The organism is Nocardioides sp. NPDC057767 (genome assembly GCF_042798275.1).
Lineage (GTDB): Bacteria > Actinomycetota > Actinomycetes > Propionibacteriales > Nocardioidaceae > Nocardioides.
On sequence record NZ_JBHVKJ010000048.1, the window covers coordinates 1 to 13,520 of the forward strand.

Consider the following 13,520-nt stretch of genomic DNA (forward strand, 5'->3'; position numbering starts at 1 on the left):
GGCGCGCCCATGCCGACTCGACCGACGTACGTGACGCCTCGGCCGACGTGGGTGACTTCTCGACAGGCCACTAGAGTTGCCCGCATGGCAGTTGATGGGTCGCTCGTAGGGCGCGCGTTTCCTCCGACCAGGCCCTATCGGGTCACCGACGAGAAGGTGCGGGAGTTCGCTGCCGCCACCGGAGCGGGCTGGGAGAGCGGTGATCCGGTCCCCGCGACGTTCCCGATCGTGCTCGCCTTCGACGCGATGAACGCCTTCCTCGACGACGTCGAGGTGGAGCTGTCGCGGATCGTGCACGGCGAGCAGAAGTTCTCCTTCGCCCGGCCGATCGCGCCGGGTGACGTGCTGACCGCGACCCTCAGCGTCGCCTCGCTGCGCCAGATCGGTGGCAACGACATCATCGGCACGGTCTCGGAGATCACCGACGACTCCGGTGCGGTCGTGTGCACCACGTCCGCCACACTGGTCCACCGAGCGGCGGAGGTCGCCTGATGACGACGATCGAAGCAGGCGCTGACCTGGCCCCGAAGACCTACCCGGTGACCCGGGCGTCGCTGGTCCGCTACGCGGGCGCGAGTGGTGACTTCAACCCGATCCACTGGTCCGACCGGATCGCCACCGCCGTCGGTCTCCCCGGTGTGATCGCCCACGGCATGTTCACCATGGCGCTCGTCGCCCGAGCGGTCTCGGAGTGGACCGACGGCGCCGAGGTCGTCGACTTCGGTGCGAAGTTCACCAACCCGGTCGTGGTGCCGGACGACGACGAGGGGACGACCGTCACCGTCTCCGGCACGGTCAAGTCGGTCGAGGACGGGCTGGCGACGATCGCCCTGACCGTGGTCTCGACAAGCTCGACCACCGGGGAAGCCCAGAAGGTGCTTGGCATGCCGAAGGTCTCCGTACGTGTCTGAACACCTCTCGCGCCACACCACCTTCCATCTCGGCGGCCCGGCGGCGGAGTTCGTCACCGCGACCACCGAGGCGGAGATCATCGAGGCAGTGACCGCCGCCGACACGGTGGGCACGGACGTGCTCGTCCTCGGTGGCGGCAGCAACCTGGTCGTGTCCGACGCCGGTTTCCCGGGCACCGTCATCAAGCTGGCGACCACGGGCGTCGCGGTGGAGACGGTCGAGGGTGGCGTACTCGTCACGGTGGCGGCGGGAGAGACCTGGGACGACTTCGTGACGACCGCGGTCGGCAAGGGCTGGAGCGGGGTCGAGGCTCTCTCCGGCATCCCCGGCAGCGTGGGCGCGACCCCGATCCAGAACGTCGGGGCGTACGGCCAGGACGTCTCCCAGACCATCACCTCGGTCAGGGTGCTCGACCGTGAGCTGCGCGAGGTGCGCAGCTTCACCGCCGAGGAGTGCGGGTTCGGCTACCGCTGGTCGCGGTTCAAGGACGCTCCCGGGCGGTACGTGGTGCTCGGGGTCACCTTCCGGCTCGGCACCGATGGTGAGACCGGCTCGCCGATCGCGTACGCCCAGCTGGCCGGCGCCCTCGGCGTCGCGCAGGGCACCCGGGTGCCGTCCAAGCAGATCCGTGAGGCCGTCCTGGCACTGCGCCGCAGCAAGGGCATGGTCATCGACGAGGCCGACCACGACACCTGGTCGGCGGGCTCGTTCTTCACCAACCCCGTGGTCGCGCCCGAGGACGTGCCCGAGGGTGCTCCGGCCTACCCGCAGCCCGACGGCACCGTGAAGACCTCCGCCGCCTGGCTCATCGACCACGCCGGTTTCAAGAAGGGCCACACGCCCGAGGGTCTGGCGGGCAGGGTCTCGCTCTCCACGAAGCACACCCTCGCGCTCACCAACCGCGGCGAAGGCACGACCGAGGACCTGCTCGTCCTTGCCAGAGAGGTTCGTGACGGGGTCGAGGCGGCCTACGGGATCGTGCTCGTCAACGAGCCCGTCATGCTCGGCGTGGAGCTCTGACCAGCCCCGTCTCGTAGGCGATGACGACGAGCTGGGCGCGGTCACGCGCGTGCAGCTTCGTCATGGCCCGGTTGATGTGGGTCTTCGCGGTCAGCACGCTGATCACCATGGCCTCGGCGACCTCGTCGTTGGTCATGCCCCGGGCGACCAGGGCGACCGCCTCGCGCTCCCGGTTGGTGAGCTCGGCGAGCCCGAGGGGAGCCGCCGCGGGCGAGGGCTGGGCGATGTACTGGTCGATCAGAGCTCGGGTGACCGACGGCGCCAGCAGCGCGTCGCCTCGCGCGGCGACCCGGACCCCGTGGACGAAGTCCTCCGGCTGGATGTCCTTGACGAGGAACCCGGCAGCGCCGGCACGCAGGGCCTCGAGGACGTACTCGTCCATCCCGTAGTTGGTCAGGATCACCACGTGCACGCCGCCCAGAGAAGGGTCGGCGGCGATGCGCCGGGTGGCCTCGAGGCCGTCGGCCACGGGCATCTGGATGTCGACCATCGCCACGTCGGGCAGGTGCTCACGGGCGAGCGCCACCGCCTCGAGACCGTTGCCCGCCTCGGCGACCACCTCGATGTCGTCCTCGATGTTGAGAAAGGCCCGGAACCCGCTCCGGATGAGCGGCTGGTCGTCGACCAGGAGCACCCGGATCACGACGTACGCTCCACCGGAAGCCGCGCCTCGACCATGAAACCACCCTCCTCGCGGGGCTGTGCCCGCAGCTGACCTCCGAGGGCGGCGACCCGCTCTCGCATCCCGAGCAGACCGACGCCGGGGACGGTCGCGGCCGATGCCCCGGTGCCGTTGTCCTCGACCCGGATGCCGATGGAATCGGGCCGATGGTCGATGTGGACCGACGCGGTGGTGGCCGCTGCATGACGGCTCACGTTGGTCAGCGACTCCTGGACGATCCGGTAGGCCGTCCGGCCCACCGCCGCGGTCACCGTGCCGGGCTGCCCGTCGACGGTCAGCGTGACCTCCAGCCCGGTCGCCCCGGCGGACCCCACCAGATCGCGTACGTCCTCGAGCCCCCGCGGCGGGTTCGGATCGTCGTCACGCAGTGCCGTCAACGTCGCCCGGAGCTCGCGGGCCGCCTCGCGCCCGGCCTCCCGGATCGCCAGCAGCGACTCGGGGACCTCCTCGCCGCGTCGCTGGGCCACGTGGACCGCGGCCTCGGACTGCACCTTGATCACCGAGATCTGGTGGGTGAGGGAGTCGTGCAGCTCGCGGGCGATGTGGAGCCGCTCGTCGTCGGCCCGGCGCTGGGCGGCGGCCTCGCGGGTGCGTTCCGCCTCGTCGGCACGCCGCTCGGCCTGGCGAAGCGCCTCGCCGGCCGCGCCCGCCGCGATCAGCCAGGCGATCTCGAGGGCTCCTCGCGCCTGCTCGGACGCGGCGCCGAAGTCGCCCGTGGCGGCGTACGCCACCAGGAACAGTCCGCTCTGCATCACCACCGCGGCGATCACGGTGACCAGCCGATGGCCCTCGCGCACCGCCGCGTAGACCGCGACCAGGAACGCGATCACCGCGACGTCGAACCCGAGCGCCTGAAAGGCGAGCCCGCACGCGCCGCTGACCACCAGCACGGTGACCGGCGCCCGGCGCCGGACGAGGAGGACCAGAGCGCTCGCGACCAGCGCGGCGTAGCCGAGCAGCTCGCTGCCGGAAACCGGGTGGCCGTCGCTCAGCGCAGCGGCCAGCTGGGCCACGGCCACTCCTGCGGCTATACCTGCGTCCCCGAGGGTGATCCGCCGCCTGGCCATGCGAGCAGGATATGCCCGCGGCGCCGCTCGCGAGTCCGTCTCCCGTAGGACTTCCGGCTACCACGTACGCAGTAGTGACCGCGCCGAAGAGTCCACGCCGGCAGGACGACTCAGCAGCGCGCCGACGAGACGATCGAGTCATCCGATGGAACTCGACGAAGGAGTCTCACATGTTCCTGAACGACGTGATCGTCAACGCCGCCGGCACGGATGTCGGCGCCTACACACTGACCACCGCCCGGCTCTGGGCGACGCTTGCCGCGTTCGTCGGGTTCGGCGGAGCGGTGGCCGGTGCCGCGGCGCTGACCCGCGCCGTCCGCGGGGTCGGCAACAGCGGCCGCAACGGCGCCGTCGTGGCGCTCGGCTGCGGTGCGATCGCCCTGGTGGCGGGCGTGGTCAACCTGCTGGTCGCCGACGGCGGGCCGGGCACCGGCAACGGCGTCGTCGGCGGCGGGATGGCGATCGTCCTGGGCCTCGCCGCTCTGACCCTGGGCACCCTCACCCTGCGCAGAGCGCGCCGAGTCGGCGCAAATGTCCCACGCTGAAAGGTCGAGTCGGCGCATCTGTCCCAGAATCCCGGGACAGATGCGCCGACTCGGCGTGAATTTCCGGGACATCAGCGCCGAGTCGGCGTCAGGCGCGCTTCAGGTGCACCAGGACCTCGTGGTGGTCGGTGTTGGGGAACATGTCAAGCAGTCGTGCCGACACCGGCCGCAACGAGGGCATGTCACCCAGGTCGCGGGCGAGGGTGTCGACGTTGCACGAGGAGTAGACGACGTGCTCGACACCCGACTCCTCGAGCCACCCGGAGAGCGAGGAACCGATCCCGCGCCGCGGCGGGTTGACGATGACCAGGTCGGGCGCGGCGCCTGCCGAGAGGGCGTACGCCGTCGCGTCCCCGGCCACCCAGCTGGTGCCCGGCAGCCCGAGGTCGGCGGCGGTCGAGGCGGCGGCCTCGACCGCCTGCTCGCTGGACTCGACCCCGAGCACCTCGCGACCGGGCGCGGCGACGTGCAGCCCGAAGCCGCCGACGCCGCAGTAGAGATCCCAGACCGAGCCCGGCGACACCGAGGAGATCAGGTCGCGGGCGTGGCGGTAGAGGGCCGCCGCGACAGCGGTGTTGGTCTGGAAGAACGAGTGCGGGCGCAGCCGCAGGCCGATCCCGTTGACCTCCATCGTGAGCGCCTCGCGGGAGGTCAGGAAGATCTCCTCGGGCCCCTCGATGACGGCCTTGTGCTCCGGCTGGATGTTGACCGAGGCCACCGCGACCGGCAGCTCGTCGAGCAGCGCCGGAAGATGCTTGCGCAACCGAGCCAGCGCCTCGGTCGACCGCAGCACCCAGCGCACCATCAGCTCACCGCTCGGAGCCTCGGTGACGATCACGTGCTTGAGCTCGCCACGCCGCTCGGGCACCGAGTAGGGGGTCAGCCGCGCTGCCGTGACGAACCGGGACAGGACCGGCAGCGCGGCCTGCAGCCCCGGCGTGTGGAGCCCGCACGCGAGCAGGTCCACGCCGAGACCGTCGTGGGACAGGATCCCCAGCGTCGGTGCCTCCACCGACCCGGCGACGACCATCTTCGCCTTGTTGCGAAAACCGGCCTCCGGGCTGGAGACCGGTTCCTCCCAACGTACGTCGCCCAGTGCCTCGGCGACCCGCTGCTGCTTCTGCGCGAGCTGGTCGGCGTACGCCATCTCCAGCCAGCGGCAGGAGCGGCAGGCACCGGAGGTGAAGTAGCCGCAGTCCATCGGTCAGATGCGGCTGCTCAGCATCGCGTTGATGCTGTCGTACGTCGTTGTGGATTCGGTCTCCGCAGCCACGAAGATCATCACGATGATGAAGATGACGTAGGCGACCCAGAAGAGCAGGTAGAGCGCCCCGAAGATCGTTCCGATGAGGCCGGTGATGAAGCCGGCCTGCGCGTTCCCTCGCCCGCTGTAGGCCGCGGGGTTGGCATCGATCTCGGCCATCACCCGCTTGCCCTTGATCCATCCGAACGGTGCGATGAAGACACCGATCCCGCCGCACATGACCGACAGGCACAGGCCCACGATCCCGAAGACCATCGCCGAGTTGGCCTCGGGGTGAGGAGGTGGCTGCGGGAACCCGTAGGGCGCCGGCTGATAGCCAGGCGGCGGCGTGTTCGTCATCTCTCAGAACTCGCTGTCGTACGGCTCGTAGCCGTCGTCGTAGCCCGAGTCGAACCCGCCGCTGACGCCGATGATGATGACGATGGCGACGACGAGGATGCTCAGGACCAGCAGGACGGTGCCGATGATGCCGAGGATGAAGCCGGCCTGCGCGTTGCCGCGGCCGGTCAGGGCCCCGGCGGCCGCATCGATCCGCTTCTTCGCGGACAGACCCATGAACAGGGCGAAGGGGGAGAGCACGATCGGGAGGCCGCAGAGGAACCCGCCCGCGAGGCCGATGATGCCCAGGACCATCGCCGTGGTCGCGCCCGAGTCCGGGGCGCCGGCGGGAGCCGAGTACGCAGCCGGGGAGCCGTAGGGCGCCTGGCCGTAGCCGTAGCCCGGCTGACCGCCATAGGCCGGCGGTGTCTGTCCGTAGCCCGCTGCCGGCGCAGGCGGGACCGGCGGCTTCTGGTCGAAGGTCGCCCCGCCGTAGGGGTTCGACGGCTGCTCACCGTAGGTCTGGCCGTACATCGGCTGGGTCGGCGCGGGCGGCGTCGAGGCAGGCGGATTCGCCACCTGAGTCACGTCGGACTGGTCGTGCCCGGGCTGAGCCGGCTCGGACGGGCTCGGCGGGGGCGGCGTGGAGGCGTCGGCCGGCTTGTTGGGATCGGGCTGGTCGTCGGACGGGTTCGTCATGGCCGACATTCTGTCTTAACTCGGCGGATCCGTGGGTTGCGAGGGCGTTTTGAGCCAGTCGTCGATCTCGGCGAGCAGACCCTTCTTGGTCGACTCGGGCGCCGTGGAGGCTGAGATCGACATCCGCGCCAGGTCGGCGAGGGTCTCGTCGGTGAGCTCGTGAGCGGCCCGCATCGTGGCGTACTGCGCCGCCAGCCGGGACCCGAACAGCAGCGGGTCGTCGGCACCCAGCGCCACCGTCGCGCCTGCGTCGAGCAGCTGCGGCAGCGGCACCGAGGTGAGATCGGAGTAGACGCCGAGCGACACGTTGGAGGTCGGGCAGACCTCCAACGCGACGCCCGCACGCACGATCTCGTCGAGCAGCACCGGGTCCTCCGCAGCGCGTACGCCATGACCCAGCCGGGTGGCGTGCAGCGACCGCAGCACGGTGCGGATGTGCTCGGGCCCGCGCAGCTCACCGCCGTGCGGCATCAGCCGGAGCCCGGCACGCTCGGCGATCCGGAAGGCGTGGTCGAACTCCTCGGTCCGGCCGCGCCGCTCGTCGTTGGAGAGCCCGAACCCGACCACACCGTGGTCGACGTACTGCCCGGCCAGGCGCGCCAGCGTGCGCGCGTCCATCGGGTGCCGGGTGCGGTTGGACGCGATGATCACCGCGATCCCGAGCCCGGTCGCCCGCTCGGCCTCGCCGACGGCGTCCAGCACCAGGTCCGTGAAGGCCGTGATCCCGCCGAACTTCGCCGCATAGCCCGACGGGTCGACCTGGATCTCGAGCCACCTGCCGCCGTCGCGTACGTCGTCCTCGGCGACCTCCATGACGAGCCGCCGGATGTCCGCCTCCGTACGCAGCACCGACCGGGCCACGTCGTAGAGCCGTTGGAACCGGAACCAGCCCTTCTCGTCGGCCGCGCTCAGCGCCGGCGGCCACTCCGAGACCAGCTGCTCGGGCAGCCGGATCCCGTCGCGGGCGGCCAGCTCGAGCAGGGTCTCGTGGCGCATCGCACCGGTGAAGTGCAGGTGCAGATGCGCCTTCGGCAGCGTACGTAGGTCGCGTCGGTCTGCAGGGACAGGTACAGGACTCACGCGAGCAGCTTCTCCGCGGCAGCCAGCTTCACGCACACCGTGACGACCTCCATGGCCCCGCTGACCTGCTCCAACGGCGGGAAGGACGGGGCGAGGCGGATGTTGGTGTCCTCCGGGTCGTGCTTCCCCGGGAAGGCCGACCCGGCCGGGGTGAGCGCGACGCCTGCGCCCTTGGCCAGCTCGATCACCCGGGTCGCGGTGCCCGGGAGCACGTCGAGGCTGACGAAGTAGCCGCCCGCGGGCTTGGTCCAGGTCGCCACACCGAGCGCGCCGAGCTCGTCGGTGAGCGCGTCCTCGACCGCCGCGAACCGCGGCGCGAGGAGCTCGCGGTGCTTGGCCATGTGCTCGCGTACGCCCGCCGCCGAGCCGAAGAACTCCGCGTGCCGCAGGTGGTTGACCTTGTCCGGGCCGATCGCACCGTGGCTCAGGTGGTCGAGCCACCAGGCGACGTTCTCCTTCGAGCCACCGAAGAAGCCGACGCCGGCGCCCGCGTAGGTGACCTTGGAGGTCGAGGCGAAGACCAGCGGGCGATGAGGGTTGCCGGCCGCGTTGGCCAGCGAGACGACGTCGGCGGTCTTGGTCTCGGCCGGGGTCAGGTGGTGCAGCGCGTAGGCGTTGTCCCAGAAGATCTTGAAGTCGGGCGCGGCGGTCGGCATCGAGGCGAGCCGCTCGGCGATCTCCTGCGAGGTGGTGTCACCGGTCGGGTTGGCGTAGGTCGGCACCAGCCACATGCCCTTGATCGTCGGGTCGTCCTTGACCAGGGCGGCGACGGCCTCGACGTCGGGTCCGTCGGCGTGCATCGCCACGGTCACCATCTCGATCCCGAACCACTCCAGCAGCGTGAAGTGGCGGTCGTAGCCGGGCACCGGGCAGATGAACTTCACCGTCTCCTCGCGGCCCCAGGGACGCTCGCTGTCGACGCCGCCGTGAAGCCACAGGTACATCAGCGTGTCGCGCATCATGGTGAGGCTCGAGTTGCCCCCGGCGATGAGCTGGTCGGTCTCCAGACCGAGCAGCTCTGCGTAGATCTCACGGATCTCGATGCCGCCCGCCAGACCGCCGTAGTTGCGCGTGTCGGTGCCGTCCGGAGCCGTCGTCGACTTGGGGAGATGGAGCAGGCCGTCGGAGAGGTTGAGCTGGTCCGCGGAGGGCTTCCCCCGGGTCAGGTCCAGCTTCAGGCCCTTGGCCACCAAGTTGTCGTACGCCGTGCGCTGCTCCGCTGCGAACGCTTCGAGTTCCTCGCGCGAGAGCTCGGCGAGGGGACGGGGATCTGAGGTCATGCCAGCAATCCTATGGGTCAGGAGGCCCCGGTTTGGAACGCGTTAACCCGAGTGCGTAGACTCACCGTTGGTGGTCTTCCCACATGGTTAGCCGCGCCCTCAACCGCGCGTCTGATGCAGACCTCCGTAGGGCACTAGCTCAACTGGCAGAGCATCGGTCTCCAAAACCGAAGGTTGGGGGTTCAAGTCCCTCGTGCCCTGCAAAGCCGGACCAGCGATGGAAACGTTTTCGAGAGAAGGTGGCGGCGTGACGGACAGCAAGGCGGTCCCGACTCCGAACGACAAGAAGACGGAGAAGCGCACCAGTCTCCCGACGTTCTACCGCCAGGTCGTGGCCGAGCTCCGCAAGGTCGTCTGGCCGACGCAGAACCAGCTCACGACGTACTTCGTCGTGGTTCTGGTCTTCGTCCTGGTGATGATGGCAATCACCGCGGGCCTTGACCTCGGGTTCGGCAAGTTGATGTTCTGGGTGTTCGGCGGCCGCGACGCGTGATCGCGTGGGCCCCGGCCCGCGGAGCACACCCGAAATACACATTCAACGGTTTGGAGCAGGACGTGTCTGAGCAGGACTACACCGAGGAGACCGAGGTCCTCGAGACGGCCGAGGCCGCCTCCGACGTGCCTGCAGAGGCCGAGTTCGACGAGTCCGGCGACGCCGGCGATGACGAGTCGTCGTTCGACGAGATCGTCGAGGGCGAGGCCCCCGAGGCCGCTGACGACCCGCTCGAGGCGTTCCGCCGTGAGCTGTGGGCCAAGCCGGGCGACTGGTTCGTGATCCACACCTACTCCGGCATGGAGAACCGGGTGAAGTCCAACCTGGAGAACCGCATCGTCTCCCTCAACATGGAGGACTACATCCACGAGATCGTGGTCCCCACCGAGGAGGTCCCGGAGATCAAGAACGGCCAGCGCAAGATGGTCAAGCGCACCGTTCTCCCCGGCTACGTGCTGGTCCGGATGGACCTCACCGACGAGTCCTGGGCCGCCGTACGCCACACCCCGTCCGTGACCGGCTTCGTCGGTCACAGCCACCAGCCGGTGCCGCTGTCGATGACCGAGGTCGAGAACATGCTCGCCCCCGCCGTCGTCGCCCAGGCCGAGGCCGAGGCTGCCGCCGCCGGTGAGGCCGCCACCGCCTCCGCGGGTGCCACCGGCACCGCCAAGAAGCCCGTCGAGGTCGTCGACTTCGCCGAGGGCGACTCGGTCACCGTCGTGGACGGCCCCTTCGCCACGCTGCACGCGACCATCACCGAGCTCAACGCCGAGTCCCAGCGCGTCAAGGCGCTGGTCGAGATCTTCGGTCGTGAGACCCCGGTCGAGCTCTCGTTCAACCAGATCGAGAAGGTTTGAGCCTATGACCCTGCGACGAAGTCGCAGGGTCATAACGCGAAAAGATCGAGCGAGCCCCGCTACTGCGAGCCTGCGAGCAGTAGCGACGGGCGGGTCGAGATCCAGTCGTGAGAAGCATCAGTACGCCGAACGCCCGGGGCACGAAGCCCGGGCGTTCCGCGATTTCGCTACACATCCTCGCCCCACGATCCTCGCCCAGTACAACCATCTGCGCCGCTGGTGCGTCCCCAGGTCATGGAGCCAAGTCACATACCCGGCGGGGGTGCGATGACCCGACCCCGGGCGTCCGGCGCACGTGTGCGAGACGATGCAGCGTTCACCGAGTTCGTGACCGCCCGGCTGTCACATCTGCTCAAGCTCGGGCGGGTGCTGGCCGGCGACGACCAACGTGGGGCCGACCTGGTCCAGGACGCGCTGGAGCGAACCCTCTTGAACTGGTCGAAGGTGCAGGACCCCGAGGCGTTCGTACGGCGCACCATGGCCAACCGCAGCGTGTCGGTGTGGCGCAAGCTGCACCGGGAACGGCCGCTCGCGGAGATGCGCGAGCCGGTCGGCACCGACCGGCCGGCCGACCACGAGCTGCTGGCGGCGGTCAAACGGCTGCCACCGAGGCAGCGTGCCGTGATCGCGCTGCGCTACTACGAAGATCTCACGGAGGCACAGGTCGCGGAGGTGCTGGGCTGCTCGGTGGGCACGGTCAAGAGCCAGGCCCACCGAGCGATGACCACGCTCCGCGCGCAACGATCCGCCTTCGCCGACCGGGAGGAAGAGCGATGAACCAGTTCGAGGACGAGGTCCGCCACGCGATCGACCGCGACATCCTCGCGGAACAGCCGGCCGAGCAGATGCTGGCCAAGGTACGACGCGGCGCGCAGCGACGCCGGGTCCGCCGCACCGCAGGGGTGGTCGGCGCGGCCGCCGTGCTGGTCGCTGGGGTCGCCGTCGGCGGCTCACTGCTCGGCACCCGCGACGGCTCCGCACCTGAACCGGCACCACCGGCCCCGTCACCGACGGAGTCCTCCTCGGCGACAGGCGACCCGGTGCGGCCGACGCACGCCCTCACCGTCGAGGTCGCCCTTGACCGGGTGCTCGTGACGTCCAACGAGGAGGACTGTGGTTGCAGCGTGCTGTGGCGCTACGACGGCGAGACCTGGGAGCGGCTGCATGATTTCACCGAGGAGTACGTCGACCGGCTCGCCATGGCACCCGACGGCCGGAGCGGCTGGGCTGCCGCCGGCGGGAGGATCTGGACCACCGGTGACGGCGGCGTGACCTGGGAGCAGGCCGCCATGACGGGTGAGGACCCGGGCGAGCACAGCTATCTGCTGGCCGCCACCGGCGACCCGGCGTGGCCGGCGTGGGCGGTCGATGCGACGACCGGCGCGATGTGGCGGTTCGACGGCGACCGCTTCGCATCGGTGTCGTACGACGAGATCGGAGCTGCCCAGGATCTGATCCAGGTCGGCGACGCGCTCGTGGTCACGCCGAGCCCCGAGGGTGAGGGCAACGTGACCTCCGTGCCGAAGGTCACCCGCGACGGTGGTCGGACGTGGTCCGAGCTGCCGTTCCCGTGCAGTGGCGAGAACAGTCTGATGCCTGCCGGCACCGCGGTCTTCTCGCTCTGCCGAGCAGACGAGGCTGCTGCGACCGTGTACCGATCGACCGACCTGAGCTCGTGGCAGGAGTTCGGCAGCGTGCAAGGTCACCTGAACGATCGGGTGGCCCTCACCGACGACGCGATCCTGCTGCGTGGCGAGCGCGAGACCCTGCTCACCGAGGCCGGCGCACAGAAGGTCGACACCGGTCTCGGCGAGGGTGCAGAGGTCTGGGACGCCGCCCGGGTCGGTGACACGCTCTATCTCGCCCCGGGCGGGGAGGTGCTGGCCTCCACCGACGGCGGCCGCACGTGGGAGCCGTCCCTATCGGTTCAGCAGTAGCGGGGAGCAGTGATCGCTGACGGGGTCACGGCAGTGTCTTGATCAGCCACTCGACGTACCCGGTGATGTCGGTGACGACACCGGGTACGGCGGCGTTGGCCTGGGTGACGGTCTTGCCGAGCAGCCGGATGCTGCAGGCGTCGACGGCGCGGTTGGTGTCCCAGCCCTCGGCGAGGTCGGGGAAGCGGGAGGCGAGCTCGGCGGCACAGATCCCGCGGCGTTCGGAGATCGAGGCCCAGCTGCCGTCATCGGTGGGTGTCGGGCTGGGGCTGGGGGCGGTCGAGGGGCTCGAGCTCGGCTTCGCTGTCGGCTGGGCGCCGGGGGTCGGCTTCGGAGCGGTCGTCGCCGGCTTCTTCTCGGTGGGCTTCTTGTCGGTCTTCTTCGTCGCGTTCGGTCCGCGGCCGGAGGGGCTGGACTCGGAGTGGGCGGGAGCGGCGGCGGCGAGCTCGACGTCGTCACCGCCATAGGGGCTGTCGGCATAGCCCTTGGCGATCTTCAGGACGGTGGTGACGTACGCCTGGCTCTGGTTGTAGCGACTGAGCGCGGCGTGCTTGCCCGCTTCGGTGGAGACGTCCTCGTCGCCCGAGCAGAGGTAGACCGCGGCGGCGAGGGCGGCGTCGTCGATGTCCTGCGGGTCGCGTACGCCGTCACCATCCCCGTCGACGGCGACCAACGGCCAGGTCGTGGGGATGAACTGCATCGGCCCGACGGCGCGGTCGCCGCTGGAGAGCTTGTCGACGGTGCCTCCGTCGGTGTCGGGGGAAGGGTCGCCCGCGGAAGTGGTCAGCGCGGGACCGTAGATCGGCGGGGTGGCCTTGCCCGCGTCGTCGAGGCGGCTGCTCTTCAGGCGGCCGTGGTCGGACTCGACCATCCCGACGGCGGCGAGCAGCGTCCAGTCGAGGGCGCAGGCCCGGTCGGCGGTCGTCACCACGGCGGCCGCGCGCTGGTAGGCGGCCAGGGCGGTCATCGGGATGTCGCTTCCCCGCGCCATCGCGACGGCGATCGTTCCGGTCCGGGCGCCCTTGCGAGCACCCTGAGCCGACGCGGGCTCGGTGACGCTCGCGGGCTGGTCGATGACGGAGGTCGCCATGGTCTCTCCGCCGGGCAGCGTCACGGGTCCGACGGGATCGAACGCCGTTCCGGTGGCGGCGGCGGTCCACGCGGCCGAGAGCGCGGCCAGCGGCACGAGTGCGGCGAACATGGAGAGACGACGTCGATTGAACAATTGAGCTCCCTTTGTAAATCCCCGGGGGAGTATGCCAAGGGGAGTGGTGGCCGTCACTCAGGGGGTCTCACTCAGTGGGCCGCCCTGCGCTGATTTCGCGAACCCGAACGGATCACGGACAATTGACCAGTTGCGAGAGCA

Annotated in this window: 16 protein-coding genes and 1 tRNA gene; 9 read left to right on the forward strand and 8 right to left on the reverse strand. The window is 70.1% G+C overall.

The window, feature by feature from the left end; genetic code table 11:
* Positions 1–84 precede the first annotated feature (84 nt).
* The 3 genes from ACFVDI_RS21695 to ACFVDI_RS21705 are packed head-to-tail and all read left to right on the forward strand — an operon-like array spanning position 85 to position 1,932.
* A complete protein-coding gene (locus ACFVDI_RS21695; protein WP_378910031.1) occupies positions 85–492 on the forward strand; it encodes a MaoC family dehydratase N-terminal domain-containing protein in 408 nt (135 codons plus the stop codon).
* Entirely contained in the window at positions 492–911 is a 420-nt protein-coding gene (locus ACFVDI_RS21700; protein ID WP_378910034.1) for a MaoC/PaaZ C-terminal domain-containing protein, read from the forward strand. Before ACFVDI_RS21695 ends, ACFVDI_RS21700 begins: the two co-directional genes overlap by 1 nt.
* A complete protein-coding gene (locus ACFVDI_RS21705; RefSeq protein WP_378910037.1) occupies positions 904–1,932 on the forward strand; it encodes a UDP-N-acetylmuramate dehydrogenase in 1,029 nt (342 codons plus the stop codon). The genes ACFVDI_RS21700 and ACFVDI_RS21705 overlap by 8 nt, the downstream gene beginning before the upstream one ends.
* On the opposite strand, the gene ACFVDI_RS21710 is transcribed toward ACFVDI_RS21705, so the two are convergent.
* Both ACFVDI_RS21710 and ACFVDI_RS21715 read right to left on the reverse strand, forming a co-directional pair.
* Entirely contained in the window at positions 1,910–2,575 is a 666-nt protein-coding gene (locus tag ACFVDI_RS21710) for a response regulator (RefSeq protein WP_378910040.1), read from the reverse strand. The genes ACFVDI_RS21705 and ACFVDI_RS21710 overlap by 23 nt on opposite strands.
* Positions 2,572–3,681, reverse strand: coding sequence for a sensor histidine kinase (locus ACFVDI_RS21715; RefSeq protein ID WP_378910044.1), 1,110 nt, complete (start codon positions 3,679–3,681; stop codon positions 2,572–2,574). Before ACFVDI_RS21715 ends, ACFVDI_RS21710 begins: the two co-directional genes overlap by 4 nt.
* 170 nt (positions 3,682–3,851) lie before the next feature.
* On the opposite strand from ACFVDI_RS21715, the gene ACFVDI_RS21720 reads away from it, so the two are divergent.
* Positions 3,852–4,226 (forward strand): DUF6223 family protein, encoded by a 375-nt coding sequence (locus ACFVDI_RS21720; RefSeq protein WP_378910047.1) that lies wholly within the window; start codon positions 3,852–3,854, stop codon positions 4,224–4,226.
* 88 nt (positions 4,227–4,314) lie between these two features.
* Here ACFVDI_RS21720 and rlmC read toward each other — a convergent pair whose 3' ends face one another.
* From rlmC to ACFVDI_RS21745, 5 genes are read right to left on the reverse strand one after another with little or no spacing between them, the layout of a single operon-like run.
* Positions 4,315–5,427, reverse strand: a complete 1,113-nt coding sequence (gene rlmC / locus ACFVDI_RS21725) for a 23S rRNA (uracil(747)-C(5))-methyltransferase RlmC (protein ID WP_378910049.1) — start codon at positions 5,425–5,427, stop codon at positions 4,315–4,317.
* A gap of 3 nt (positions 5,428–5,430) precedes the next feature.
* Positions 5,431–5,829, reverse strand: coding sequence for a DUF4190 domain-containing protein (locus ACFVDI_RS21730; RefSeq protein ID WP_378910051.1), 399 nt, complete (start codon positions 5,827–5,829; stop codon positions 5,431–5,433).
* A gap of 3 nt (positions 5,830–5,832) precedes the next feature.
* Positions 5,833–6,507, reverse strand: coding sequence for a DUF4190 domain-containing protein (locus tag ACFVDI_RS21735; RefSeq protein ID WP_378910054.1), 675 nt, complete (start codon positions 6,505–6,507; stop codon positions 5,833–5,835).
* 15 nt (positions 6,508–6,522) lie between these two features.
* Entirely contained in the window at positions 6,523–7,587 is a 1,065-nt protein-coding gene (locus tag ACFVDI_RS21740; protein WP_378910057.1) for an adenosine deaminase, read from the reverse strand.
* The gene (locus tag ACFVDI_RS21745; RefSeq protein WP_378910060.1) at positions 7,584–8,867 is read right to left on the reverse strand and encodes an aminotransferase class I/II-fold pyridoxal phosphate-dependent enzyme; all 1,284 of its coding nucleotides are present in this window, start codon (positions 8,865–8,867) and stop codon (positions 7,584–7,586) included. Before ACFVDI_RS21745 ends, ACFVDI_RS21740 begins: the two co-directional genes overlap by 4 nt.
* Positions 8,868–8,995: 128 nt before the next feature.
* Here ACFVDI_RS21745 and ACFVDI_RS21750 point away from each other — a divergent pair.
* The 5 genes from ACFVDI_RS21750 to ACFVDI_RS21770 all read left to right on the forward strand — a co-directional run bounded on the left by ACFVDI_RS21750 (position 8,996) and on the right by ACFVDI_RS21770 (position 12,154).
* Positions 8,996–9,068, forward strand: a tRNA-Trp gene (locus tag ACFVDI_RS21750).
* 16 nt (positions 9,069–9,084) lie between these two features.
* A complete protein-coding gene (gene secE, locus ACFVDI_RS21755; protein ID WP_378910062.1) occupies positions 9,085–9,360 on the forward strand; it encodes a preprotein translocase subunit SecE in 276 nt (91 codons plus the stop codon).
* A 62-nt stretch (positions 9,361–9,422) separates the two neighbouring features.
* Entirely contained in the window at positions 9,423–10,217 is a 795-nt protein-coding gene (gene nusG / locus ACFVDI_RS21760; RefSeq protein ID WP_378910067.1) for a transcription termination/antitermination protein NusG, read from the forward strand.
* 297 nt (positions 10,218–10,514) lie between these two features.
* On the forward strand, positions 10,515–10,994 hold the full coding sequence (locus tag ACFVDI_RS21765) for a SigE family RNA polymerase sigma factor (RefSeq protein WP_378910069.1): 480 nt from the start codon (positions 10,515–10,517) through the stop codon (positions 10,992–10,994).
* Positions 10,991–12,154, forward strand: a complete 1,164-nt coding sequence (locus ACFVDI_RS21770; RefSeq protein ID WP_378910072.1) for a hypothetical protein — start codon at positions 10,991–10,993, stop codon at positions 12,152–12,154. The genes ACFVDI_RS21765 and ACFVDI_RS21770 overlap by 4 nt, the downstream gene beginning before the upstream one ends.
* Before the next feature lie 25 nt (positions 12,155–12,179).
* On the opposite strand, the gene ACFVDI_RS21775 is transcribed toward ACFVDI_RS21770, so the two are convergent.
* Positions 12,180–13,355, reverse strand: a complete 1,176-nt coding sequence (locus ACFVDI_RS21775) for a lytic murein transglycosylase (RefSeq protein WP_378910074.1) — start codon at positions 13,353–13,355, stop codon at positions 12,180–12,182.
* Between the last annotated feature and the right edge of the window lie 165 nt (positions 13,356–13,520).

Bases quoted from the DNA above. Each gene is read 5' to 3' on its own strand.
- ACFVDI_RS21735 (WP_378910054.1), bottom strand. From the start codon at position 6,507: ATGACGAACCCGTCCGACGACCAGCCCGATCCCAACAAGCCGGCCGAC.
- ACFVDI_RS21720 (WP_378910047.1), top strand. From the start codon at position 3,852: ATGTTCCTGAACGACGTGATCGTCAACGCCGCCGGCACGGATGTCGGC.
- ACFVDI_RS21730 (WP_378910051.1), bottom strand. From the start codon at position 5,829: ATGACGAACACGCCGCCGCCTGGCTATCAGCCGGCGCCCTACGGGTTC.
- secE (WP_378910062.1), top strand. From the start codon at position 9,085: ATGGAAACGTTTTCGAGAGAAGGTGGCGGCGTGACGGACAGCAAGGCG.
- ACFVDI_RS21775 (WP_378910074.1), bottom strand. From the start codon at position 13,355: ATGTTCGCCGCACTCGTGCCGCTGGCCGCGCTCTCGGCCGCGTGGACC.
- ACFVDI_RS21700 (WP_378910034.1), top strand. From the start codon at position 492: ATGACGACGATCGAAGCAGGCGCTGACCTGGCCCCGAAGACCTACCCG.
- rlmC (WP_378910049.1), bottom strand. From the start codon at position 5,427: ATGGACTGCGGCTACTTCACCTCCGGTGCCTGCCGCTCCTGCCGCTGG.
- ACFVDI_RS21745 (WP_378910060.1), bottom strand. From the start codon at position 8,867: ATGACCTCAGATCCCCGTCCCCTCGCCGAGCTCTCGCGCGAGGAACTC.
- ACFVDI_RS21715 (WP_378910044.1), bottom strand. From the start codon at position 3,681: ATGGCCAGGCGGCGGATCACCCTCGGGGACGCAGGTATAGCCGCAGGA.
- ACFVDI_RS21770 (WP_378910072.1), top strand. From the start codon at position 10,991: ATGAACCAGTTCGAGGACGAGGTCCGCCACGCGATCGACCGCGACATC.
- ACFVDI_RS21695 (WP_378910031.1), top strand. From the start codon at position 85: ATGGCAGTTGATGGGTCGCTCGTAGGGCGCGCGTTTCCTCCGACCAGG.